The following is a 22,860-nucleotide window of genomic DNA, read 5'->3' as shown; positions in this document are numbered from 1 at the left end:
GTCTCAACTGGAGCCTGCCATGCCATCGAGCGTCAGAACCACCACGCTGCCCTGCGGCGAAGCCATCCCCGTTCTCGGCCAGGGCACCTGGAAAATGGGCGAGGATTCGCGCCGCCGCGCGGAGGAGGTGAATGCCCTCAAGCTTGGTCTCGATCTCGGCGTCAAGCTGATCGACACCGCCGAAATGTACGCCAGCGGCGGCGCCGAGGAGGTGGTGGCCGAAGCCATTGCCGGGCAGCGTGCCGAGGTCTTCCTGGTCTCGAAGGTGCTGCCGTCCAACGCCTCGCGCGCCGGCGTGCAGCGCGCCTGCGAAAACAGCCTGAAGCGCCTCGCCACCGACCGTATCGATCTTTATCTGCTGCATTGGCCGGGCAGCGTGCCCCTGGCCGAAACCGTCGAAGCTTTCGAGGCGCTGAAGAAAGCCGGCAAGATCCGCCACTGGGGCGTCAGCAATTTCGACACAGGGGAGATGGAAGAGCTGGTCGGCCTGCCCGACGGCGGCAACGTCCAGACCAACCAGGTGCTCTACAATCTGGTCCGGCGCGGCCTTGAGTTCGATCTGGCGCCCTGGAGCCGGAAACGCGGAATTCCTCTGATGGCCTATTCGCCGGTCGAGCAGGGCGCCTTGGCGCGCAACGCCAGTTTAGACGCGGTCGCAGCCCGCCATGGCGTGACACCGGCGCAAATCGCACTGGCCTGGGTGATGCACCAGGATGGCGTCATCGCCATTCCCAAGGCCAGCAGCCAGGACCATGTCCGCCAGAATGTCGCGACACTCGACATCGAGCTTACGCGCGAAGACCTCGCCGACCTCGACCGCGCCTTCCCGCCGCCGAGCCGCAAACGCGGGCTGGAGATGATCTGAGCGTTGTCGGTGAAGCTGCCAATCTCCCCCCTCGAGGGGGAGATGCCCGGCAGGGCAGAGGGGGGCGCTGTCCCGCCAACATATTAATTTTTACAACGACGGCTTCCGCGCTGGCATGCTCCGGCGGGCATCGTCAGGGGGCAAGTTAATCAAGGCCGGCACTCTACGAGGCCCCCCTCTGTCCTGCCGGACATCTCCCCCTCAAGGGGGGAGATTGGCGGTTTCGGCGATACCGCCGTGCCAGCAGGTTCAATTTACGTCCCCGCCAACCCCTTCAACCGATAAAGCGCTTCCAGCGCTTCCCTCGGCGTCATCTCATCGGGATTGATGTCACTGAGTGCGAAGCCCAGCGCGTCGCTCTTGACCGGCTTCTGCGCTTCCCGCTTCACCGCCACTGAAAACAGCGGCAGGTCGTCGACCAGCCGGTTGGTCTTGCCCGAAACCTCGCCTTCCTCGAGCTGGTGCAGCACTTCCTTGGCACGGTCCACCACCGCCTCCGGCAGGCCGGCCAGCCGCGCCACCTGGACGCCGTAGGAGCGGTGGCCGCGCCCTTGCCGACCTCGTGCAGGAAGACGACGTCGTTCTCCCATTCCTTGACCCGCATGGTGACGTTGTGGAGCCGCGCCAGCTTGCCGGCAAGCGAGGTCATTTCGTGGAAATGCGTGGCGAAGATCGCCCGGCAGCGGTTCTTCTCGTGCAGATATTCCACCGCGGCCCAGGCGATCGACAGGCCGTCGAACGTGGCGGTGCCGCGGCCGATCTCGTCGAGGATTACCAGCGCCCGTTGGCCGGCCTGGTTGAGGATCGCCGCCGTCTCGACCATCTCGACCATGAAGGTCGATCGGCCGCGCGCCAGATCGTCCGAGGCGCCGACGCGGGAAAAGAGGCGGTCGACGACGCCGATATGGGCCGATGTCGCCGGGACGAAAGAGCCGGTCTGGGCCAGGATGGCGATCAGCGCGTTCTGCCGCAGGAATGTTGATTTACCCCCCATATTGGGGCCGGTCAGCAGCCAGATCGCGCCGTTCTTGGCGCTGCCCTCCGGCGACAGGTCGCAGTCATTGGCCACGAACGGCCCTTCGCCGGAGCGCCGCAGCGCCTGTTCGACCACGGGATGGCGCCCACCCGAAATCTCGAAGGCAAGGCTGGCATCGACCAGCGGCCGGCACCAGGCCTCGCTTTCCGACAAAAGCGCGAGCGCCGCCGACACGTCCAGCACGGCGAGCGCATCGGCCCCGGCGCGGATCTTCTCCGCTTCGCCGACCGCTTCCGCCGTCAGCGCGTCGAAGGCCGCAAGCTCGATGCTCAGCGCCCGGTCGGCGGCATTGGCGATCTTTGTTTCCAGCTCCGCCAGCTCCGTCGTGGTGAAGCGCATGGCGTTGGCCATGGTCTGGCGGTGGATGAAGCGCGCCTTGGCGCCGTCGCTGCCGGTCATCACCGCGTGGTGGTTGGCGGTCACCTCGATGTAGTAGCCGAGCACATTGTTGTGCCGGATCTTCAGGGACCGAATGCCGGTCTCCTCGATCAGCGAACGCTCCAGCCCGGCGATCACTTTTCGCGACTCGTCGCGCAGCGCCCGCATCTCGTCGAGCTCGGCGTTGTAGCCGCCTCGGATGAAGCCGCCGTCGCGCTTCAGCAGCGGCAGTTCCTCGCCAAGTGCCTGCGTCAGATGCCCGGCAAGCGCGTGCGGCAGCGCCCGGATGGCGGCGAGCGCCGCCGCCAATTCCTGGGGCAGGGCGGTCGCGGCAAATATCCCCGCGATGGTGCCGGCCGCCTCGAAGCCGGCGCGCAGCGCGCCGAGGTCGCGCGGGCCGCCGCGGTTGAGCGCCAGCCGCGACAACGCGCGCGGCATGTCGGCGACGCTCTTCAGGCTCGCCCGCACCGCCTGGCAAAGCCGCGTCTCGGAACGGAAGAACGACACCGAATCCAGCCGCGCGGCAATTGCCGCCGGATCGGTCAGCGGTGCCATCAGCCGGTCGGCGAGCAGCCTGGCGCCGCCGCCGGTCACCGTGCGGTCGATCGCCTTGAACAATGAGCCTTCACGGCTGCCCGACAGCGTGCGCAGCAGTTCCAGGTTGCCGCGCGTCGCCGGGTCGATGAACAGGGTCGAGCCGGCCTCCTCGCGCTCGGGGCGCGACAGCGGCGGCCGCTCGGCCTTCTGCGTCTTTTCGACATAGGCGATGGCGCCCGAGATCGCCGACAGCTCGGCACGGGAAAACGCACCAAAGCTGTCCGGTGTCGCCACCTCGAAGAAGCGGGCGATGCGCGCGGCCGCCGAGGCCGAATCGAACAGGCTCGGCGGCTGCGGGTTGGCGACGCGGCCGAGCATGTCGAATACCGGTCGCAATTCGGGATCGTGGAACACCGGATCGGCGACGATCAGCTCGCGCGGATCGACGCGGAAGATGTCGGCGAGCAGCCGGTCTGCGGTGGTGTCTGTGACCCGGAAAGCGCCGGTCGAAATGTCGATCCAGGCTAGGGCAAAGCTCCCCTGGTTCCCGGTCGCGCCGCCGCGCTCCCCGCCTCTTGCATCGCTGCTGCCCTTCACCCGTCCCAGCGCCATCAGGAAGCTCGATTCCGACGGCGCCAGCAATTTGTCCTCGGTGATGGTGCCAGGCGTCACCAGCCGCACCACATCGCGGCGCACCACCGATTTGGAGCCGCGCTTCTTGGCTTCGGCCGGATCCTCGATCTGCTCGCAGACGGCGACGCGGAAACCCTGCGCGATCAGTTTCTGCAGATAGTCGTCCGCCGCATGCACTGGCACGCCGCACATCGGGATGTCGTGTCCCTGATGCTTGCCGCGCTTGGTCAGCACGATGCCGAGCGCCCGGCTCGCCTTCTCCGCATCCTCGAAGAACAGCTCGTAGAAATCGCCCATCCGGTAGAACAGCAGCGAATCCGGGTTCGCCGCCTTGATCTCGATGAACTGCTCCATCATCGGCGTGACGCCGCCAGCGGCTGCCGGCGTGATCGCCTCGGGAGCGTCCGGTTCGTTTTGAATGTGCATGTTCATGCGCTCACGCTAGCAGATGTGGCGGCGGGGTTTAATGCCGGCCATTGGAAAAGCAGGGGAAGAACGGAGATCAACCACCATTGAACGCCATGCGTCCTTCCGACGCCAGTTCGGTAACGCTTGGCGGTTTACACGCGGCGGCGCGTAGTCTTAATTCGGAATCACACAAGGCACCCGCCTCAAGGAGGTGCCGCATGGCGAGGAAATCAAAAGCATCATGGCAAGGAAAACCGAAAACAGCGGTCCGTCCGTCAGCGCGCAGGAAGCGCTCGAATTCCACGCCATGGGGCGGCCCGGCAAGCTCGAGATCGTCGCCACCAAGCCGATGGCCACGCAGCGCGATTTGAGCCTCGCCTATTCGCCTGGCGTCGCCGTGCCGGTGCTGGCCATCGCGGAGGATCCCAGCCGCGCCTTCGACTACACGTCGCGCGGCAACATGGTCGCCGTCATCTCCAACGGCACCGCGATCCTGGGCTTGGGCAATCTCGGCGCGCTGGCCTCCAAGCCGGTCATGGAGGGAAAGGCGGTGCTGTTCAAGCGCTTCGCCGACGTCGATTCCATCGACCTCGAGGTCGACACCGAGGACGCCGACGAGTTCATCAACTGCGTGCGCTTCCTTGGGCCCTCCTTCGGCGGCATCAACCTGGAGGACATCAAGGCGCCGGAATGCTTCATCATCGAGCAGCGGTTGCGCGAGCTGATGGACATCCCGGTCTTCCACGACGACCAGCACGGCACCGCCATCATCTCGGCCGCCGGCCTGATCAACGCGCTGGAGATCACCGGCCGCGACATGAAGACCACCAGGATGGTCTGCAACGGCGCCGGTGCGGCCGGCATCGCCTGTATCGAGCTGATGAAGGCGATGGGCTTTGCGCCCGAAAACATCATCCTGTGCGACACCAAGGGCGTGGTCTTCCAGGGCCGCACCGAAGGCATGAACCAGTGGAAGTCGGCGCATGCGGTCAAGACCGACGCGCGGTCGCTGGCCGAGGCGCTGGACGGCGCCGACGTCTTCCTCGGCCTTTCCGCCAAGGGCGCGCTGACCACCGCCATGGTGCGTTCCATGGCCAAGAACCCGATCATCTTCGCCATGGCCAACCCCGATCCCGAGATCACGCCCGAGGAAGTGGCGGAGATCCGCACCGACGCCATCATGGCGACCGGGCGTTCGGATTATCCCAATCAGGTCAACAACGTGCTCGGCTTCCCCTATATTTTCCGCGGCGCGCTGGATGTGCGGGCCACCACCATCAATGACGACATGAAGATCGCCGCCGCGCGTGCGCTTGCCGACCTGGCACGCAAGGACGTGCCCGACGACGTCGCCGCAGCCTACCAGGGCAACCGGCCGAAATTCGGCCCCAACTACATCATCCCGGTGCCGTTCGATCCGCGCCTGATCTCGGCCATTCCGCTGGCCGTCGCCAGGGCGGCGATGGATTCTGGCGTCGCCCGCAAGCCGATCCTCGATCTCGACCGCTACGCGCAGGAGCTGTCGGCCCGCCGTGATCCGATCGCCTCGACCTTGCAGCGCATTTACGACCGTGTGCGCCGCCAGCCCAAGCGCATCGTCTTCGCCGAGGGCGAGGAGGAGCAAGTGATGCGCGCCGCCGTCTCCTATGTGAACCAGCGGCTCGGCACCGCCATCCTGCTCGGCCGCGACGACGTCATCAAGGAGAACGCCAGGCACGCCGGCATCGACCTCGACAAGCAGGGGCTGGAGATCATCAATGCTCGCCTGTCGCGCCGCAATTCGGTCTATACCGATTATCTCTACGAGCGCATGCAGCGCAAAGGCTTCCTGTTCCGCGACTGCCAGCGCCTGATCAACAACGACCGCAACCATTTCGCCGCCTGCATGGTGGCGCTGGGGGATGCCGACGGCATCGTCACCGGCGTCACCCGCAACTATTCCACCGCGCTCGACGATGTCAGGCGCGTCATCGACGCCAAGCCGGGCCATCGCGTCATCGGCGTGTCGATCGTTTTGGCGCGCGGCCGCACCGTGATCGTCGCCGACACCGCCGTGCACGACATGCCGAACGCCGAGCAGATCGCCGATATCGCGGAGGAAGCGGCAGGCTTTGCCCGCCGCATGGGCTATGAGCCGAGGCTCGCCATGCTCGCCTATTCCACCTTCGGCCATCCCCACGGCGAGCGCTCCGAGCGCATCCAGGAAGCCGTGCGCATCCTCGACAAGCGCCGCGTCGATTTCGAGTATGACGGCGAGATGGCCGCCGACGTCGCGCTCAACGCCCGTGCCATGGCGCAATACCCGTTCATGAGGCTGACCGGCCCGGCCAATGTGCTGATCATGCCGGCCTTCCACTCCGCCTCGATCTCCACCAAGATGCTGCAGGAGCTCGGCGGCTCGACGGTCATCGGCCCGCTGCTGGTCGGGCTGAACAAGCCGGTGCAGATCGTCTCGCTGAACGCCAAGGACAGCGATATCGTCAACATGGCGGCGATCGCGGCCTACACGGCGGGGACCTGAGGAAGGTCCGCGCGTCGGATGCGAAAGCTGCGGCGGATCTGGTCGCGCTTAATCCGCGGAAAACACCCGCGCCGCCTCGACGACCTCCTTGACCTGGTCTTGCCGCAGCAGGTCGATGGGAATGCGCTCGTCGAGCAGCGCCGAGGGGCGGGTCAGCCACAGCCATGCCAGCCTCGGATTGCCGATCAACGACAGCACGTCTCGAATGCCCGCCACCGGCCTGCCGTCCACGAACTGCGCCAGCGGGAAGACGTGCTTGCGGCCGCCCTTGCGCAAGGCGACCACCTCGCCCCGCCTTTGCCAGCGGTGCAGGGTCGAGCGGGCAATGCGCAGGTGTTCCTCCAGATAGGTCGAACCGGCGACCCGCCCGGCCCAGTCTTCGATCAGCATCGATTCGAGATCGTCGGACTGGGTGCGCGGAAGCGGGGAGGCGGGGCCGTCGAAACCCGCCGATGGATTTGTGGCGCCCGCGGTGCCGGCTTCGCTGCGGCGCGCGGCTTCCGCGGCCAGCGCACGCACGAATTTCGACGCCAGCCCCGGAAGGTCGGCATGGATGGCATCGATGGCGCGCTGATGCTTCGGCGGCAACAAGGTGAGGGCGGACGCTATGCTGCCAGCGATCTTGCCGACCGAGACCATGGTGGGTTTGTTGATGGCCTCGTCATAGTGGGCAAGCGCCCGCTCGACCTTCTCCGCGACCATGTCCGCGAAGTCGTCTTGTTTGGTTGTATGAAATCTGTTCATGCGTCTGTCTTCTGGCCGCGAGCGCTCCTCCCCGATCGCGGCCCGTTGCTGAATTTCTAATGTGGAAAGCGGAAATCGCGGCGGCAACAAATCCGGCCGCCCGACAGCTTGCTGTCTTGCATCTTGGCACCCCAACTGGCTGAGGGCGCCCAAATGTCAGTCAAGGACGCCCCGATTGCGTGTAGGTGCGATGTGTGACAGCCGCGCGACGGTGAAGCTGCCGATCTCCCCCTCGTGGGGGAGATGCCCGGCAGGGCAGAGGGGGGCGCGAAGGATCGCTAGGTTGCGGTGGTTCCCTTCCGCGTGCCCATACTCTTCGAACTGGCGCCCCGACATGACAGTACGCTCATGCCGTTCATTTCGGGCTTGGCGGCAGTGTAGAACCCTGGAGATGCCAGCGGGACAGCGCCCCCTCTGGCCTGCCGGCGATCTCCCCCACGAGGGGGGAGATCGGCAGCTTCACCGCCCCCCTACAGCAGCCCCGCCAGTTCGGCCTCGCGACGCAGATTCTGCCTTGGCCTCGGCCCGATCTGCTGGATCACCAGGCCGGCCGCCAGTGAGCCGAGATCGCCGCAGGTCTTGAGGTCGCGGCCTTGCGTGTAGCCATGCAGGAAACCGGCAGCGTAGAGATCGCCGGCGCCTGTCGTGTCGACCAGCTCCTTGATGGCGGTCGCCTGGATGACGACGGTCTCGTCGCCGCGCGCGATGACCGATCCTTTTTCCGAGCGCGTCACGGCGGCGACCTTGCAGTCCTTGCGGATCCGGGCCAGCGCCTCGTCGAAGGACGAGGTCTGGTAGAGCGACTTGATCTCGTGGCTGTTGGCGAAGACGATGTCCACGGTGCCCGAGCGCATCAGCTCGAGGAACTCGTCGCGGTAGCGGTCGACGCAGAACGAATCCGACAAGGTCATCGACACTTCGCGGCCCGCCGCGTGCGCCAGCTTGGCCGTCTGCCGGATCGCCTCCTTGGCGCGCGGCGGATCCCACAGATAGCCCTCGAAATAGGTAACCTTGGCGCCCGACGCCTTGTCGGCCTCGACATCCTCCGGCCCGAGCTCGACGCAGGCGCCGAGATAGGTGTTCATCGAGCGCTCGCCGTCGGGGGTGACGAAGATCATCGAGCGCGCCGTCGGCGGCTCGCCCTGAAGCGGCTTGGTGTCGAAGGCGACGCCCTGGGCATGGATGTCATGCGCATAGATCTCACCGAGCGCGTCGTTGGAGACCTTGCCGAAGAAGGCGGCGCGGCCGCCGAAGGAGGCAACGCCGGCCGCCGTGTTGCCCGCGCTGCCGCCGGACGCCTCGATCGCCGGGCCCATGCGGCTGTAGAGCAGTTCGGCGCGGTGCGTGTCGATGAGGTTCATCGCGCCCTTGATGATGCCATTGGTCTCCAGGAATTCCTCTTCGCACTGGGCGATGATGTCGACAATCGCGTTGCCGATGCAAAGCACGTCATAGTCCGGCATCAATGTCTCCGCCAAAATCCGCGCCGGCTTCTTGCCATGCCGGCCGGGCGCGGGTCTAGCGATTTGCAACCGGTTTGCCTAGGCCATGTTCATATCGCCTGACGCCTAGGCGCTACGACAATTCGGTCGTGGCCGAAGCATTTTACCGCGGCTTTGCCTAAAAAGGGCCGTTCGATCCCGGTCCGAAGGCGGCAAGCCCATGCCTGCAAGAAACGACATGAACACCGATCTGGCGCTGCTCGCCCTCCTGGCGGTGCTTTGGGGCGCCTCCTATACGTTCATCAAGATCGGCGTCGAGACGATCCCGCCGGTGACGTTCATCGCCGCCCGCACCTTGATCGCGGGCGCGATCCTGCTGGCCATCATCCGCTGGCGCGGGCTCGCCATGCCGGGCGATGCAGCGAGCTGGCGTCGTTTCGCCTTCCAGGCGTGCCTCAACAGCGTCATCCCGTTCACCCTGATCGCCGCCGCCGAGCGCTCGGTGGATGCCGGCCTCGCCACCATCCTCAACGCGACGTCGCCTATCTTCACCTTCCTGTTGACCGCGCTCATCACCCGCCATGAACCGGTGACGCTGCGCAAACTGATCGGCGTCGGCGCCGGCATTGCCGGCATCTGCCTCATCGTGGGCACACAGGCGCTGGGCGGTCTCGGCCATGAACTTTGGGCGCAGCTTGCCATCGTCCTTGCAACGGTCTGCTATGCGGGGGCGGCGATCTTCGGCCGAGGCTTCAAGGGCCTCGACCCGATGCTGCCCGCCGCCGGCTCGATGCTCTGCGGCGCCGTCATCCTGGTGCCGCTCAGCCTCGCCGTCGACCAGCCCTGGACCTTGGCGCCGTCGACGGCGTCGATCCTGGCCTTGCTCGGCCTGTCGGTGTTTTCGACCGCGCTGGCCTTCGTCATCTATTTCCGCCTGATCCACACGCTGGGCTCGGTCGGCACGACCTCGCAGGCCTATCTGCGCGTGCCGATCGGCGTCGGCATCGGCGCCGTTTTCCTTGGCGAAAGCCTGGGTTCCACGGCCTGGCTCGGCATGGCCTTCGTCGTCGCCGGCGTCGCGGCCATGACCATTCCCACCCGCAAGCCGGCGCTCGCACAATAGGCAGACAGGGCAATCGCCTCAGACCACATGGCTCCGATTGTCGAGGTAGCGCCGCCCCTCATCCGCCTGCCGGCGTTCGTCACTCGAAAAGCCAAGCAGTTGGCTTTTCGTCCGCTTCGCGGACGCTCCTCAACTCCCCGTAAGTGACGGGGAGAAGGGCGCTGTCATCACTGGTTTCGCCAATCACCACGTTGCGATGGAGGCACCGGGGTTGCCGCCAGCTCCTCTCTCCCCGTTCTACGGGGAGAGATGTCCGGCAGGACAGTGAGGGGCGGCGCCGGCGCTCGCAAGAGGGGTGATGCGGAGAGTTCGAAACCTGAAACGACCGCCTTGACCCACGGCAGGCAATAGAGCTTGTGACCGGCGAACCTGCTGCCTATCCTCCCAGGGGCAATCCGCCGAAGCGAGGAAGCACCGTGATCTCCAGCGCCGCCCGTGCCGCCGCCGGCCAGTTGTTGTCGCCCGAATTCCGCGCCGTCTTCCTCAAGACGCTGGGCTTGACTGTGCTTGCTCTGGTTGCCTTGTGGTTCGGGCTGACCAGCCTCGTCGAGTGGCTGGCGCTGCCATGGCTGCAGACGCTCTTTCCCGGCCTGCCGTCCTGGGCCGGTTGGCTGGGCGGCATCATCGCGGCCATCGCGCTTGCTTTCGGCATGGCGCTGCTCGTCGCGCCGGTCACGGCCGTCATCGCCGGTCTGTTCCTCGACGATGTCGCCGAAGTGGTGGAGCGTACCGATTATCCCGGCGATCCGCCCGGCCGCGCCATGCCGGCGCTGCGCTCGCTGGTGCTGGCGATAAAGTTCTTCGGCGTCGTCGTTTTGGGCAACATCGTCGCCCTGTTGCTCCTGCTGGTGCCGGGCATCAACATCGCCGCCTTTTTCATCGTCAACGGCTACCTGCTTGGGCGCGAGTTCTTCGAATTCGCCGCTATGCGCTTCCGTCCGGAAGAAGAGGCCAGGGCCTTGCGCCGGCACCATGCCGGGACGGTCTTTCTCGCCGGCCTGGTGATAGCGGCCTTCCTTGCCGTGCCGGTGCTCAATCTGGTGACGCCGCTCTTCGCCGCAGCCATGATGGTGCATCTGCACAAGGCGATCTCGGCCCGGCCCGATCGGGGGAGCAAGCCGTCCCGTTGATGCGCCAGTCCCTACCGCAGCAGAAAGCCGCGCCCCAGTTCGTCGTCGGGCTCGACGATGAATTCCGCCCGGCCGCAATAGTAGGCGCGGCCGCCGACGCGGGCGATGATCGCTTCATGCGGTCCGGCTTTCGCCGTCCGCGCCACCGCGCCGGAAAAGCGCGAGCCGGCGATGCTCTCGAAAGTGCGTGTCTGGCCTGTTGCGATCTCGCCCTTGGCATGCATCGCCGCCAGCCGGGCGGTGACGCCGGAGCCGGTCGGCGACCGGTCGACCTGCGCCTCGGCGAAGACGCAGACGTTTTTCGTCGGCTCACCCGAAAACGTATCCCGCCCGTCCGTCAAAATGGTGCCGTAGAGAAAGGCGAGGTCGACATGGTCGGGGTGTGACAGGGGGAATTCCTGCTTCAGCCTTTCGGTCAGCGCCGTCGCCGCATCGACGAAATCGCGCACCCGATCGCGGCCGAATTCCAATCCGAACTGGTGGCAGTCGGCCAGCGCGTAGAAGGCGCCGCCATAGGCGATGCCGAAGCCGATCGCGCCGTAGCCGGGCAGCTCGATCCTGCGGTCGCGTGCGAACAAGAAAGCCGGCACGCTGTCGAACGACACAGCACCCGCCTTGCCGTCGCGCACCTCGACCGAGGCGACGACCATGCCGCAGGGCGCCTCGATGTTGACCATCGTCACCGGTTCCTGCTTGGCCACCAGCCCTTCGTCGACGGCATAGCGGCCGAGCGCGACGATGGCGTGGCCGCACATGGTCGAATAGCCCTCATTGTGCATGAACAGCACGGCAAGGTCGGCGCCCGGCAAATCGGGCTCGACCAGCAGCGCGCCGTACATGTCGTAATGTCCGCGTGGCTCGAACATCAGGATTTTCCGGAGATGATCGAGATGGTCGCGCACATAGGCGCGCTTTTCCAGGATCGTGCCCTTCGGGATATCGGGATAACCCCCGGTGACGATCCTCAGCGGCTCGCCGCCGGTGTGCATGTCGACGACGGTCAGCGTCATGTGTCCGGCCCGCTTATCCCGATTTGCCAAACAGCGCCTGCAACTTGCCGAAGGGCATGGCGGCGCGGGCGAAGCCGAACGTGCCGTCCTGCTGGATCTCGCGCGCCGCCGTTTCCAGCATGCCATAGGCGAAGTTGGTGAGCCACGGCCCAAGCGAAACGCGCTTTGCCCCGGCCGCGGTCAGATCGGCAATGGTGAAGTCGGGCCTTGCCATGACGTTGACCGGCTTGCTCACCGCCGAGCAGACCGTGCGCACCATCTCGACGTCGCCGATGCCCGGCGCGTAGAGCACGTCGGCGCCCGCCTTCTCGAATGCCTGCAGCCGCTTGATCGTGTCGTCGAGGTCGGACTTGCCCCAGAGGAAGTTCTCCGCCCGCGCGGTGAAGACGAAATCGCGTTTCAGCGCGCGGGCCGCTTCCGCCGCCGCCGCAACGCGCTCCACCGCGTGCGAAAAATCATAGATCGGCTTGTTCGGGTCGCCGGTGTGGTCCTCGATCGAGCAGCCGGCAAGGCCGGCGGCTTCAGCCGCGAAGATGGTTTCGGCGGCCTGCTCGGCGCTGTCGCCCTTGCCGCGTTCGAGGTCGGCCGAAACCGGCAGCTCGGTTGCCGCCGTCACCTCGCGGCAATGATGGATCATCTGGTCGAAGGTCACCGCGCCGTCCGGCAGGCCGCGCGAGAAGGCGAAACCGGCGCTGGTCGTCGCCAGCGCCTTGAAACCGAAGGATCCAAGCAGCTTCGTCGTGCCGACGTCCCAAGGGTTGGGCATGACGAAGGTCGAGGCATGCAGGTCGCGAAAGATCTTGCCCTTGTCCATGGAAGTTCCCCCATCGTGTTGAGTGCGATGGCGCGGATTTTAGCTTGCCCGCCTTGCCCGGGCAAACGAATGCGGTTGGCTCAGAAGCGTTTCGCGTTCTCTGCTGACAATTCGTCCGGCGCGTCCTCGCAACCCCAGAAAAACGGTCCAGATCAGTGGATCGGCACCAGTCCGGCCAGTGTGCGCATGTCGTCGAACAGGATGCCGCCGGCTCGCATCAAGCCGTCACGGTCGCTGTAGGGATCGCCATGATAGGAAAATACCCGCATGCCGGCGGCGATGCCGGCCTGCGTGCCGGCGACGCTGTCCTCGATGACGATGCAGTCGGCAGGCGCAAAGCCCATCGTCTTGGCCGCATGCAGGAAGAGGTCCGGAAACGGCTTGCCGCGCGCGACCATGGTCGAGGAAAACATCGCATGTTCGAACAGCGGCAGCAGGCCGGTCTGGCCAAGCGTGATGTGCATTTTCGACACCCTGGCCGAGGTGGCGACGCAATAGGCGATGCCGGCCGCGCGGACAGCCTCGACGAACTCCCGGACATAGGGAATCGCCTCGACCCCATGGGCGAACAGGTCCGGCAGCCCTGCATTCCAGCGCTCGACGAAGTCTGCGCCGAGCCTGACGCTGGTCTCTTCTTCGATCTGCTTCTGCACTGAGACCATGCTGCGGCCGGAGAAGTTCTTGCGGCAATATTCAAAGCTGGTGGGATACCCGGCTTCGCTCAGCCATTCGGCGAGACGCCGGTTGGCCAGGTTCTCGGTATCGACCAGAATCCCGTCGCAGTCGAAGATGACAAGTTTCGGTATGTTCATCAGGCCGTGCCGGTCGAGCCGAACCCGCCCGAACCGCGCGCCGTGCCGCCGGCCAGGTCGCGCTCTTCGACGCCCGCCTGGGTCACCGCGGCGAACACCATCTGGGCGATGCGCATGCCGCGCGTCACCGCAAAATCCTCGTCGCCGAGATTGACCAGCAGCACTTTCACCTCGCCGCGATAGTCGCTGTCGATCGTGCCCGGCGTGTTGAGGACGGTCAGCCCGTGTTTGAAGGCAAGGCCGGAGCGCGGCCGCACCTGGCCTTCCATGCCTTCGGGGATTTCCAGGATCAGTCCGGTCGGCACCAACGCACGTTTTCCCGGCAGGATCAGCAGCGGCCGATCGTCGGGCACCGCCGCGCGCAGGTCCATGCCGGCGGCGCCGGGGCTTTCATAGGCAGGGAGGGGGAGTCCTTCCCCATGCGGCAACCTTACGAAGCCGACGGTCGGACCGATGACGGAGGAATTTTGGATGGCTGCGCGCATAAAATCGATCCTATCGGCGCGATTGCCGATTCGGTCAATTCGCCCTCGACCCTATCAACGGCTTTCTTTCGGGCATCACTATGGCCGGAGCCAATCCTTAGCGCACTTCCATCGGCACCACTGTGGTCTCCTTGATCTCCTCCATCACGAAGGACGCCGAAACGTCCGACAGCGCCACCTTGGCGATCAGCCGCTGGTAGAGCCGGTCATAGGCCTTCACGTCGGCGACGCGGGCGCGCAAGACATAGTCGAGGTCGCCGGACATGCGGTAGACTCCGGTGATCTCGGAAAAGCCTGTCACCGCCGCCCGGAATTTCTGCAACCACTCGGGATCATGATTTGAAGTCCGGACCAGAATGAACACGGAGAGGCCGAGCCCGAGCTTCTCGGCATCGACCAACGCCACCCGGCCGGTGATGACGCCATCCTCCTCCAGCCGCTTGACGCGCCGCCAGCAGGCGTTGCGCGACAACGCCACCCGCTCCGACAGCTGGTCGACCGACAACGTGCCGTCGCGTTGCAATTCGGCGAGCAATTTCCGATCGATTTCGTCGATTTCGATGGCCATGTGGGATGTTTGTCCCACGAACAAGCAAAATACAAGGACATTTTGAGACCGATGAACCGACGAACCGTGCCAGGATACCCCTATCGAGAACTTGAAGCGCTGAAGGGGAAGCAACATGTGGGTCGCAAGGATTTTTACCTCCCATCCGGCCAAGGTCGGCGAAACCTATTTCGGTCACATGGCCTTTGCCGCCTGGTTTTCCTCGCGCCTGCTGACGGCCGCCGGGGCCGCCCTCGTTCACGCTTTCTTGCCATTTCTGTTCGAGACTACCGCCAGCCAAATCGTCCGCGAACTTTACGAGCGGACGCACAACAGAGGTTCGCACGCGGTCAAGGAGCCCAAGGCCCTTCCGGACCGCGCTTAGGAACGGACGAAGCGATGTGCCGGTGGGCGGCCTATCTCGGTGAAGCGGTCTTCCTCGAAAACATCCTCACGGCGCCCTGCCACTCGCTGATCGCCCAGAGCCATTGCGCCGAGGAAGCCAAGTCGCCGACCAATGGCGATGGTTTCGGCCTTGCCTGGTATGGCGACCGGCCCGAGCCCGGCCTCTACCGCGACATCCTGCCGGCCTGGTCCGATCCCAATCTGAAGAGCTTGTGCCGACAGATCAAATCCGGATTGTTTCTCGCCCATGTGCGCGCCTCGACCGGCGGCGCCACCAGCCGCATGAATTGCCATCCCTTCATCTCGGGCCCTTGGTCGTTCATGCACAACGGCCAGATCGGCGGCTTCGAGAAGATCCGCCGCGCGCTGGAAAATTCGCTGTCCGACGCCGTCTTCGACCAGCGCGAGGGCACCACCGATTCCGAGCTGTTTTTTCTCCTGATGATCGATGAAGGGTTGGCCGCCGATCCGCAAGGCGCCGTCGCTTGTGCCACCAGCCGCGTGCTGGAGGCTTCGCGGCGTGCCGGCATCGAGCCGGCGCTGAAGCTGACGGCCGCCTTTTCCGACGGGCAGGCGCTCCACGCGGTCCGCTACGCCACGGATGACCACGCGCCCACCCTCTATACCGCCGCCAAGGGCGGCGGCCGCTGCATCGTCTCCGAACCCTTCGACCGTGAAGGCGGCGACTGGCAGGCGATCCCGCCATCGAGCTTCGTCACCATGACCAGGGATGGCGTGAATATTCAGCCGTTTGCGCCGGCCCCGGCGAAGCTGGCGCTGGCCGGGTAGCCTCCTCGCGGCGCGAATTGCCGTAGAGAGCCGTCCACCAAGCTATTGAGCGAACCGACCCAATCCATAGGACGCCAGCAGCGGATCGCGCTCGCCGTCGAGGATTTCGCGCGCCGCGAACAAGCCGACCGCCGGCGCCAGCGTGATGCCGGAATGCGTGACCGCGATGTAGAGGCCGTCCATGCCCTCGGCGCGGCCGATGATCGGGAAGCCGTCGATCGGCGTCGGCCGGTAACCGACCGTATGGAAATCGAGTTCCAGGCCATCGCCGCCGCGCAGCATGGCTTGCACCGCCGCAAACAGCTCGCGCGCCGTCGCCGCCGCATCCATCCCCGGGTCGGCACCGCCAAAATCAGACCCGGCGATGATGTGGCCTTGCGCCGTCTGGCGCATGTGCAGCCGCTCGGCCAGCACCAGACCGTTGAGCAATTTTCTGTAAGGTCGCGAATGGACGATCAGGCCGGGCGGCATTTCGATCGGTAGCCTTATGCCGGCCGTCGCGGCAATCTCCGGCGAGCCGACGCCGGCCGCGATCACCACCTCGTCGGCTGCAAACAGCCCATGCGACGTGTCCACGCCCGTCGTCCTGCCGCCGGTTTGGACCAACGCCGTAACCGTGCTGGAGACGAAGCGCGCACCGCGCCGTTCGGCGTCGGCCAGCAGCGCGTTCGTCGCTGCGACCGGCTCGGCGACACCCTCCTCGGCGACATGTAAGGCAAAGTCGGGAAGCCCGGCGAGATTGGGCTCGATGCCGACCGCGCCGGCGCGGTCGACCCGCCTGATGCCATAACCCCAGGACGAATGCTCCGCCGTATAGGCCTCCAATTTGTCCGCCGGCAAGTCCCAGCACAGCCCGCCGCACCAGGCGAGCGGAAGGCCGGGCAGGTCCTGCGCCAGCCGCGACCATTCCGCCATGGAGCGGATGCGCAGCCGGAAATACGGTTCCGGATTGCCCCAGCTGGCATTTATCCAGGCAAACGAGTTCGGCGTCGCCACGCCGCCGGCAGCGCTGTCGGCAATTACCGTCACCTGCGCGCCCGCCTTGGCCAGGTGCCAGGCGATCGAGGCGCCGATGATGCCGGCGCCGATGACGATCACTTTCTTGCTCATGCAGGATCTCCATCGAACAGGTCTTCTGATGCCATCGCGTCTTCCCTATCTCAAGAGCCGGCGGACCGATCCGGGCAAATCTGTTCGACAGGCCGGGAAAGCGCTGCTAGAAGCCCGCGCCACAGACAGGATTTCATAATTGGCTGAAGACATCGAACAGGCGGTATCGCGCCGCCGTACTTTCGCGATCATCGCCCACCCGGACGCCGGCAAGACGACGCTCACCGAAAAGCTGCTGCTGTTCGGTGGCGCCATCCAGCTTGCCGGTGAGGTCAAGGCCAAGAAGGACCGCATCCAGACCCGGTCGGACTGGATGAAGATCGAGCGCGAACGCGGCATTTCGGTCGTCACCTCGGTGATGACGTTCGAGTATGAGGACAACGTCTTCAATCTGCTCGACACGCCCGGCCACGAGGATTTCGCCGACGACACCTACCGCACGCTGTCGGCGGTCGACTCGGCGGTCATGGTCATCGACGCCGCCAAGGGCATCGAGCCGCGCACGCTGAAGCTGTTCGAGGTCTGTCGGCTGCGCGACATCCCGATCATCACCTTCGTCAACAAGATGGACCGCGAGAGCCGCGATCCCTTCGAGATACTGGACGAAATCGAGCAGAAGCTGGCGCTCGATACCGCGCCCATCACCTGGCCGATCGGCCGCGGCAGGACGTTTTCGGGCACTTACCACCTGGCGCTGAACGCCGTGCGCAAGGGCGATGACGAGAAGGAACGCACTCCGGTCAACGGTCCCGATTCCAACCGCGTCGCCGGCCTGTTGCCGGAAAACGAGCGCGAGGCCTTCATCGAGGAGCTGGAACTCGCGCGCGAAGCCTGCCGTCCGCTCGACATCGACGCCTTTCGCGAGGGCCATCTGACGCCGGTCTATTTCGGCTCGGCGCTGCGCAATTACGGCGTGCGCGACCTGATCGAGGCGCTCGGCGCTTTCGGGCCGCCGCCGCGCGCGCAGGATGCCGACACCCGGATGGTGGAGGCGACCGAGGACAAGATGACCTCCTTCGTTTTCAAGATCCAGGCCAATATGGATCCCAACCACCGCGACCGCATCGCCTTCGTGCGCGTCTGCTCGGGCAAGCTCGAGCGCGGCATGAAGGCCAAGCTGGTGCGCACCGGCAAGCCGATGAGCCTGTCTGCGCCGCAATTCTTCTTCGCCCGCACCCGCGTCACCGCCGACGAGGCCTTTGCCGGCGACGTCGTCGGCATCCCCAACCACGGCACGCTGCGCATCGGCGACACGCTGACCGAGGGTGAGGAAATCCTGTTCCGCGGCGTGCCGAACTTCGCCCCGGAAATCCTGCGTCGTGTGCGCCTCGGTGATGCGATGAAGGCCAAGAAGCTGAAGGAGGCGCTGCACCAGATGGCGGAGGAGGGCGTCGTGCAGCTGTTTTCGCCCGAGGACGGCTCGCCGGCCATCGTCGGCGTCGTCGGTGCGCTGCAGCTCGACGTGCTGAAGGAGCGGCTGAACTTCGAATACACGCTGCCGGTCGAATTCGAGATGTCGCGTTTTTCGGTCTGCCGCTGGATATCGGCTGACGACAAGACGGAAGTGCAGCGCTTCATCGAAGCCCATCGCGGCGACATTGCCCGCGATCTCGACAACGACCCGGTGTTCCTCGCCCAGCACGCCTTCTCGCTGAATTACGAGGCCGAGCGCTGGAAGGCGATCCGCTTCGCCACGATCAAGGACTACCAGGTCCGCGACAAGGCGGCTTGAGGGGCGGTCTTCCCTTCTCCCCGTTCACGGGAGAAGGTGCCCGAAGGGCGGATGAGGGGCAGCGCCGGCCTCAAAAATCAATGGACAGCCCTGCCCTTCGCAGGCTCAGGGCGTTCGAAGCTCGGAAAAGCCAATCAATTGGCTTTCCGTCCGCTTACGCGGACCACTTCTCACCCCTTCGCCGCCTCTTCGATCTTGGCGATGTCGATCTTGCCCATCTTCATCATCGCACTCATCACCCGGCCGGCCTTTTCCCGGTCCGGATCCTGGAGCAGGCGCGGCAGCTGTTCCGGCACCACCTGCCAGGAGACGCCGAACTTGTCCTTCAGCCAGCTGCAGGGGCCGGGCTCGCCGCCCTCGGTGAGCCTCTCCCAGAAATAGTCGACCTCTTCCTGCGTCTTGCAGTCGATCGACTGTGACATCGCCTCATTGAATTTGAATTGCGGTCCGCCGTTGAGTGCCTGGAACGGCACGCCGTCGAGCTCGAACGTGGTCAGCAGCACTTTGCCTTCATCGGCGTGGCCCTTGGGCCAACGCATGACGCTCAGCACCTTCGAATTCTTGAAGATGGAGACATAGTGGTTCATCGCCTCTTCGGCCTGTCCATCGAACCACAGGCAGGTGGTGATCTTTTGCATGTCGTGCTCCTCGGTTGCTTCTTGCTGCTACAATGGAACGGCTGTCTGAGAAAATGGTCCCACTCCCTTGCCGTTGATCCAAGGACGGGCGCCCGGTAGGCGATCCGACACGGGAGGCCATCTTTTTTCGCAAACTCTGAATTTTTCTGGAGAATCTGGCGCATTGCAAAAATGTGGCCAGACAATAATTGCCGGTCTATAACGCCTGCGATCCATATTCAGGGCCGCGACGCTCCGCATCGGGCGCAGCCAGCCAGCTAAGGAAAGTTCATGCCTGCCTATCGCTCCCGCACCACCACCCATGGCCGCAACATGGCCGGCGCCCGCGGCCTCTGGCGCGCCACCGGCATGAAGGACAGCGATTTCGGCAAGCCGATCATCGCCGTGGTCAACTCCTTTACCCAGTTCGTGCCGGGCCACGTCCACCTGAAGGATCTCGGCCAGCTGGTCGCGCGCGAGATCGAGAAGGCCGGCGGCGTCGCCAAGGAATTCAACACCATCGCCGTCGATGACGGCATCGCGATGGGCCATGACGGCATGCTCTATTCGCTGCCGTCGCGCGAGCTCATCGCCGATTCCGTCGAGTACATGGTCAACGCCCACTGCGCCGACGCCATGGTCTGTATCTCCAATTGCGACAAGATCACGCCCGGCATGCTGATGGCCTCGCTGCGGCTCAACATCCCGACCGTCTTCGTCTCCGGCGGGCCGATGGAAGCGGGCAAGGTGGTGCTCGCCGGAAAGGCGCAGGCGCTCGACCTGGTCGACGCCATGGTCGCCGCCGCCGACGACAAGATCTCCGACGAGGACGTCAAGGTCATCGAGCGCTCCGCCTGCCCGACCTGCGGTTCCTGCTCGGGCATGTTCACCGCCAATTCGATGAACTGCCTGACGGAAGCGCTCGGCCTGTCGCTGCCGGGCAACGGTTCGACACTGGCGACGCACGCCGACCGCAAGCGGCTGTTCGTCGAGGCCGGACACTTGATCGTCGATCTCGCCCAACGCTATTACGAGCAGGACGACGAGACGGCGCTGCCGCGCAGCATCGCTTCAAAGGGCGCGTTCGAGAACGCCATGACGCTGGACATCGCGATGGGTGGCTCGACCAACACCGTGCTGCACATCCTGGCCGCGGCGCATGAGGGTGAGGTCGACTTCACCATGGAGGATATCGACCGGCTGTCGCGGCGGGTGCCCGTGCTGTGCAAGGTGGCGCCGGCCAAGTCCGACGTGCACATGGAGGACGTCCACCGCGCCGGCGGCATCATGGCGATCCTCGGCCAGCTCGACCAAGCCGGACTGATCAACCGCGACCTGCCGACCGTGCACACATCAAGCCTCGGCGAGGCGCTCGATCATTGGGATATTTCGCGCACCTCAAGCCAGAACGTGCGAGATTTCTTCCTCGCCGCGCCCGGCGGCGTGCCGACGCAGGTCGCCTTCAGCCAGGATCGTCGCTGGGACGAGCTCGATCTGGACCGCGAGACGGGCGTTATCCGCTCGGCGAAGACGCCTTTTTCCAAAGACGGCGGCCTTGCCGTGCTCAAGGGCAACCTGGCGCTCGACGGCTGCATCGTGAAGACGGCCGGCGTCGACGAGTCGATCCTGAAATTCACCGGCCCGGCGCGGGTGTTCGAAAGCCAGGATGCCTCGGTCAAGGCGATCCTGTCGAATGAGATCAAGGCCGGCGACGTCGTCGTCATCCGCTATGAAGGACCGCGCGGCGGCCCCGGCATGCAGGAAATGCTCTATCCGACCAGCTATTTGAAATCGAAGGGCTTGGGCAAGGCTTGCGCGCTGATCACCGACGGGCGCTTCTCCGGCGGCACGTCGGGGCTCTCGATCGGCCATGTCTCGCCCGAAGCCGCCGAAGGCGGCACGATCGGGCTGGTGCGGGAAGGCGACACGATCGAGATCGACATCCCCAACCGCTCGATCCGCCTCGCCGTGAGCGATGAGGAGCTCGCCAGCCGCCGGGCGGCGATGGCGGCCAAGGGTGCCCTGGCCTGGAAGCCCGAAGAAAAACGCAAGCGCAAGGTGACGACCGCATTGCGCGCCTACGCCGCCTTCGCCACCAGCGCCGACAAGGGTGCGGTGAGGCACGTTCCGGAATAGCGCTCGAATCGGCCAGGTTCGTGCTGCCCCTCATTGTCCTGCCGGACATTTCTCCCCGTAAGTGACGGGGAGAAAGGGCTATAACCAAAGATTTCGCCAATTGTAGACGTTGCAAAAATGGCGGCGAGGTCGCAGCATCTCCCTTCTCCCCGTCTCTATACGGGGAGAAGGTGCCGGCAGGCGGATGAGGGGCGGCGCCACGTGGCAAGATTTTTCGCCCGCCGCGATCACGGCGGCAGCCGACAGGTGCTGATTCTTCGGGGACGACACAGATGGATTTCGACCTTATCGTTCGCGGCGGCACATTGCCTGACGGCAGGGTTGCCGACATCGGCATCGTCGGCGAGACGATCGCGACGATCGAGCCGAAGCTCGATGGCAACGCCGGCACGACGATTGACGCGCGGGGCAATCTGGTCTCTGCGCCGTTCGTCGACCCGCACTTCCATATGGATGCGACGCTTTCCTACGGCATTCCGCGGATAAACGCCTCGGGCACGCTGCTTGAAGGCATTGCTCTGTGGAGCGAACTGAAGCCGCTTCTGACGCATGAAGCGGTGCGCCATCGCGCGCTCGCCTATTGCGACTGGGCGGTGTCGATGGGATTGCTCGCCATCCGCACCCATGTCGACGTTTGCGACGACAGGCTGCTGGCGGTCGAGGCGCTGCTCGATGTCAAGAAGACGGTGGCGCCCTATATCGACCTGCAATTGGTCGCCTTTCCGCAGGATGGGCTCTACCGCTCGCCCGGTGCACGGGAAAACACCATCCGCGCGCTGGATCTGGGTGTCGATATCGTCGGCGGCATTCCGCATTTCGAGCGCACCATGGCCGACGGCACCCGCTCGGTGACCGAGCTTTGCGAGATCGCGGCAAAACGCGGCCTGATGGTCGACCTGCATTGCGACGAGACCGACGACCCGCTGTCGCGTCACATCGAGCAACTGGCCTATGAGACGCAGCGTCTCGGCCTTCAGGGCAAGGTGGCCGGCTCGCATCTTACCTCGATGCATTCCATGGACAATTACTACGTCTCGAAACTCCTGCCGCTGATCGCCGAGGCGGGCGTCTCCGTCATCCCCAATCCTTTGATCAACATCATGCTGCAGGGGCGCCACGACACGTTTCCCAAGCGCCGCGGCATGACGCGGGTCAAGGAGATGCTGGCGCTGGGCATCCGCGTCGGCTGGGGCCAGGATTGCGTGCTCGATCCCTGGTATTCGCTGGGCACCGCCGACATGCTCGACGTCGCCTTCATGGGGCTTCACGTCGCCCAGATGTCGAGCCCGGCCGACATGGCGCGCTGTTTCGACATGGTCACCAACGTCAATGCCGCCATCATGGGGCTCGATCATCTAGGCCTCGCCGTCGGCAAGCGCGCCAGCCTGGTCGTCCTCGACGCCGGCAATCCGGTCGAGGCCATTCGCCTGCGCCCTGAACGCATTTGCGTCATCGCCAGGGGCAAAGTGGTGGCGGAACGAACCAGGCAGGACACCCGGCTTGCCATCCCCGGCAGGCCGGCACTGGTGAACCGGCGGCACACATCGTCCTAGACCCAGCCGATTCCCGGCGCTGGCCTTGCCGAT

General features: G+C 65.2%; 18 protein-coding genes and 1 pseudogene. 9 read left to right on the top strand and 10 right to left on the bottom strand.

Features of this window, described 5'->3' with window-relative positions:
* Positions 1 to 19: 19 nt before the first annotated feature.
* Entirely contained in the window at positions 20 to 865 is an 846-nt protein-coding gene (locus FJ946_RS14855) for an aldo/keto reductase (protein ID WP_140512968.1), read from the top strand.
* Positions 866 to 1,119: 254 nt separating this feature from the next.
* Here the strand turns inward: FJ946_RS14855 and mutS are convergent.
* Positions 1,120 to 3,881 (bottom strand): annotated as a pseudogene (gene mutS, locus FJ946_RS14845) (DNA mismatch repair protein MutS).
* 217 nt (positions 3,882 to 4,098) lie between these two features.
* On the opposite strand from mutS, the gene FJ946_RS14840 reads away from it, so the two are divergent.
* Positions 4,099 to 6,378 (top strand): NADP-dependent malic enzyme, encoded by a 2,280-nt coding sequence (locus FJ946_RS14840; RefSeq protein ID WP_140497115.1) that lies wholly within the window; start codon positions 4,099 to 4,101, stop codon positions 6,376 to 6,378.
* Between the two features lie 48 nt (positions 6,379 to 6,426).
* Here the strand turns inward: FJ946_RS14840 and FJ946_RS14835 are convergent, their stop codons facing one another.
* Positions 6,427 to 7,122 carry a hypothetical protein gene (locus FJ946_RS14835; RefSeq protein WP_140564934.1) on the bottom strand — a complete coding sequence of 232 codons (696 nt, stop codon included), beginning with the start codon at positions 7,120 to 7,122 and terminating at the stop codon, positions 6,427 to 6,429.
* A gap of 470 nt (positions 7,123 to 7,592) precedes the next feature.
* Positions 7,593 to 8,585: an adenosine kinase gene (locus tag FJ946_RS14830; RefSeq protein WP_140523618.1), complete on the bottom strand. Its 993-nt coding sequence runs from the start codon at positions 8,583 to 8,585 to the stop codon at positions 7,593 to 7,595.
* Between the two features lie 217 nt (positions 8,586 to 8,802).
* Between FJ946_RS14830 and FJ946_RS14825 the strand changes: the two genes are divergently transcribed.
* The gene (locus FJ946_RS14825) at positions 8,803 to 9,687 is read left to right on the top strand and encodes an EamA family transporter (RefSeq protein ID WP_224705481.1); all 885 of its coding nucleotides are present in this window, start codon (positions 8,803 to 8,805) and stop codon (positions 9,685 to 9,687) included.
* 416 nt (positions 9,688 to 10,103) lie between these two features.
* Positions 10,104 to 10,817: a sulfate transporter family protein gene (locus tag FJ946_RS14820; RefSeq protein WP_140564932.1), complete on the top strand. Its 714-nt coding sequence runs from the start codon at positions 10,104 to 10,106 to the stop codon at positions 10,815 to 10,817.
* A gap of 11 nt (positions 10,818 to 10,828) precedes the next feature.
* On the opposite strand, the gene FJ946_RS14815 is transcribed toward FJ946_RS14820, so the two are convergent.
* From FJ946_RS14815 to FJ946_RS14795, 5 genes are all read right to left on the bottom strand, one after another.
* Positions 10,829 to 11,827, bottom strand: coding sequence for a proline racemase family protein (locus FJ946_RS14815; protein ID WP_140564931.1), 999 nt, complete (start codon positions 11,825 to 11,827; stop codon positions 10,829 to 10,831).
* Positions 11,828 to 11,840: 13 nt separating this feature from the next.
* Positions 11,841 to 12,641: an oxaloacetate decarboxylase gene (locus FJ946_RS14810; protein ID WP_140523629.1), complete on the bottom strand. Its 801-nt coding sequence runs from the start codon at positions 12,639 to 12,641 to the stop codon at positions 11,841 to 11,843.
* 152 nt (positions 12,642 to 12,793) lie between these two features.
* Positions 12,794 to 13,453: an HAD family phosphatase gene (locus tag FJ946_RS14805; protein WP_181167621.1), complete on the bottom strand. Its 660-nt coding sequence runs from the start codon at positions 13,451 to 13,453 to the stop codon at positions 12,794 to 12,796.
* Positions 13,453 to 13,938 carry a dUTP diphosphatase gene (gene dut, locus FJ946_RS14800; protein WP_140497097.1) on the bottom strand — a complete coding sequence of 162 codons (486 nt, stop codon included), beginning with the start codon at positions 13,936 to 13,938 and terminating at the stop codon, positions 13,453 to 13,455. The genes FJ946_RS14805 and dut overlap by 1 nt, the downstream gene beginning before the upstream one ends.
* A gap of 97 nt (positions 13,939 to 14,035) precedes the next feature.
* On the bottom strand, positions 14,036 to 14,506 hold the full coding sequence (locus FJ946_RS14795) for an Lrp/AsnC family transcriptional regulator (protein ID WP_140497095.1): 471 nt from the start codon (positions 14,504 to 14,506) through the stop codon (positions 14,036 to 14,038).
* A 115-nt stretch (positions 14,507 to 14,621) separates the two neighbouring features.
* Here FJ946_RS14795 and FJ946_RS14790 point away from each other — a divergent pair, with 115 nt between their 5' ends.
* Both FJ946_RS14790 and FJ946_RS14785 read left to right on the top strand, forming a co-directional pair.
* Positions 14,622 to 14,870: a DUF6356 family protein gene (locus FJ946_RS14790; protein ID WP_140564929.1), complete on the top strand. Its 249-nt coding sequence runs from the start codon at positions 14,622 to 14,624 to the stop codon at positions 14,868 to 14,870.
* A gap of 14 nt (positions 14,871 to 14,884) precedes the next feature.
* Positions 14,885 to 15,679, top strand: coding sequence for a class II glutamine amidotransferase (locus FJ946_RS14785; protein ID WP_140497091.1), 795 nt, complete (start codon positions 14,885 to 14,887; stop codon positions 15,677 to 15,679).
* 42 nt (positions 15,680 to 15,721) lie between these two features.
* Here FJ946_RS14785 and FJ946_RS14780 read toward each other — a convergent pair whose 3' ends face one another.
* Complete coding sequence (locus tag FJ946_RS14780) at positions 15,722 to 16,789, bottom strand: FAD-binding oxidoreductase (protein WP_140564928.1); 1,068 nt, start codon at positions 16,787 to 16,789, stop codon at positions 15,722 to 15,724.
* Between the two features lie 139 nt (positions 16,790 to 16,928).
* Between FJ946_RS14780 and FJ946_RS14775 the strand changes: the two genes are divergently transcribed.
* Complete coding sequence (locus FJ946_RS14775; protein ID WP_140497087.1) at positions 16,929 to 18,521, top strand: peptide chain release factor 3; 1,593 nt, start codon at positions 16,929 to 16,931, stop codon at positions 18,519 to 18,521.
* Positions 18,522 to 18,691: 170 nt separating this feature from the next.
* Here the strand turns inward: FJ946_RS14775 and FJ946_RS14770 are convergent, their stop codons facing one another.
* Positions 18,692 to 19,159, bottom strand: a complete 468-nt coding sequence (locus tag FJ946_RS14770) for a VOC family protein (RefSeq protein ID WP_140497085.1) — start codon at positions 19,157 to 19,159, stop codon at positions 18,692 to 18,694.
* A 270-nt stretch (positions 19,160 to 19,429) separates the two neighbouring features.
* Here FJ946_RS14770 and ilvD point away from each other — a divergent pair, with 270 nt between their 5' ends.
* Together ilvD and FJ946_RS14755 are read left to right on the top strand one after the other, a co-directional pair.
* A complete protein-coding gene (gene ilvD / locus FJ946_RS14765) occupies positions 19,430 to 21,274 on the top strand; it encodes a dihydroxy-acid dehydratase (RefSeq protein WP_140559734.1) in 1,845 nt (614 codons plus the stop codon).
* Between the two features lie 272 nt (positions 21,275 to 21,546).
* Positions 21,547 to 22,827, top strand: coding sequence for an amidohydrolase family protein (locus FJ946_RS14755; protein ID WP_140559733.1), 1,281 nt, complete (start codon positions 21,547 to 21,549; stop codon positions 22,825 to 22,827).
* Positions 22,828 to 22,860: the final 33 nt, after the last annotated feature.

Origin of the sequence: Mesorhizobium sp. B2-4-7 (genome assembly GCF_006442685.1) — a bacterium.
GTDB lineage: Bacteria > Pseudomonadota > Alphaproteobacteria > Rhizobiales > Rhizobiaceae > Mesorhizobium.
Note: the sequence above shows the minus strand (reverse complement) of the source record. Positions and strands in the feature narration are given on the sequence as shown.

What these genes read in the sequence shown, in the direction of transcription:
- FJ946_RS14855 (WP_140512968.1), top strand. Translation starts at nt 20, where the DNA reads ATGCCATCGAGCGTCAGAACCACCACGCTGCCCTGCGGCGAAGCCATC.
- FJ946_RS14840 (WP_140497115.1), top strand. Translation starts at nt 4,099, where the DNA reads ATGGCAAGGAAAACCGAAAACAGCGGTCCGTCCGTCAGCGCGCAGGAA.
- FJ946_RS14835 (WP_140564934.1), bottom strand. Translation starts at nt 7,122, where the DNA reads ATGAACAGATTTCATACAACCAAACAAGACGACTTCGCGGACATGGTC.
- FJ946_RS14830 (WP_140523618.1), bottom strand. Translation starts at nt 8,585, where the DNA reads ATGCCGGACTATGACGTGCTTTGCATCGGCAACGCGATTGTCGACATC.
- FJ946_RS14825 (WP_224705481.1), top strand. Translation starts at nt 8,803, where the DNA reads ATGAACACCGATCTGGCGCTGCTCGCCCTCCTGGCGGTGCTTTGGGGC.
- FJ946_RS14815 (WP_140564931.1), bottom strand. Translation starts at nt 11,827, where the DNA reads ATGACGCTGACCGTCGTCGACATGCACACCGGCGGCGAGCCGCTGAGG.
- FJ946_RS14810 (WP_140523629.1), bottom strand. Translation starts at nt 12,641, where the DNA reads ATGGACAAGGGCAAGATCTTTCGCGACCTGCATGCCTCGACCTTCGTC.
- FJ946_RS14805 (WP_181167621.1), bottom strand. Translation starts at nt 13,453, where the DNA reads ATGAACATACCGAAACTTGTCATCTTCGACTGCGACGGGATTCTGGTC.
- dut (WP_140497097.1), bottom strand. Translation starts at nt 13,938, where the DNA reads ATGCGCGCAGCCATCCAAAATTCCTCCGTCATCGGTCCGACCGTCGGC.
- FJ946_RS14795 (WP_140497095.1), bottom strand. Translation starts at nt 14,506, where the DNA reads ATGGCCATCGAAATCGACGAAATCGATCGGAAATTGCTCGCCGAATTG.
- FJ946_RS14790 (WP_140564929.1), top strand. Translation starts at nt 14,622, where the DNA reads ATGTGGGTCGCAAGGATTTTTACCTCCCATCCGGCCAAGGTCGGCGAA.
- FJ946_RS14785 (WP_140497091.1), top strand. Translation starts at nt 14,885, where the DNA reads ATGTGCCGGTGGGCGGCCTATCTCGGTGAAGCGGTCTTCCTCGAAAAC.
- FJ946_RS14780 (WP_140564928.1), bottom strand. Translation starts at nt 16,789, where the DNA reads ATGAGCAAGAAAGTGATCGTCATCGGCGCCGGCATCATCGGCGCCTCG.
- FJ946_RS14770 (WP_140497085.1), bottom strand. Translation starts at nt 19,159, where the DNA reads ATGCAAAAGATCACCACCTGCCTGTGGTTCGATGGACAGGCCGAAGAG.
- ilvD (WP_140559734.1), top strand. Translation starts at nt 19,430, where the DNA reads ATGCCTGCCTATCGCTCCCGCACCACCACCCATGGCCGCAACATGGCC.
- FJ946_RS14755 (WP_140559733.1), top strand. Translation starts at nt 21,547, where the DNA reads ATGGATTTCGACCTTATCGTTCGCGGCGGCACATTGCCTGACGGCAGG.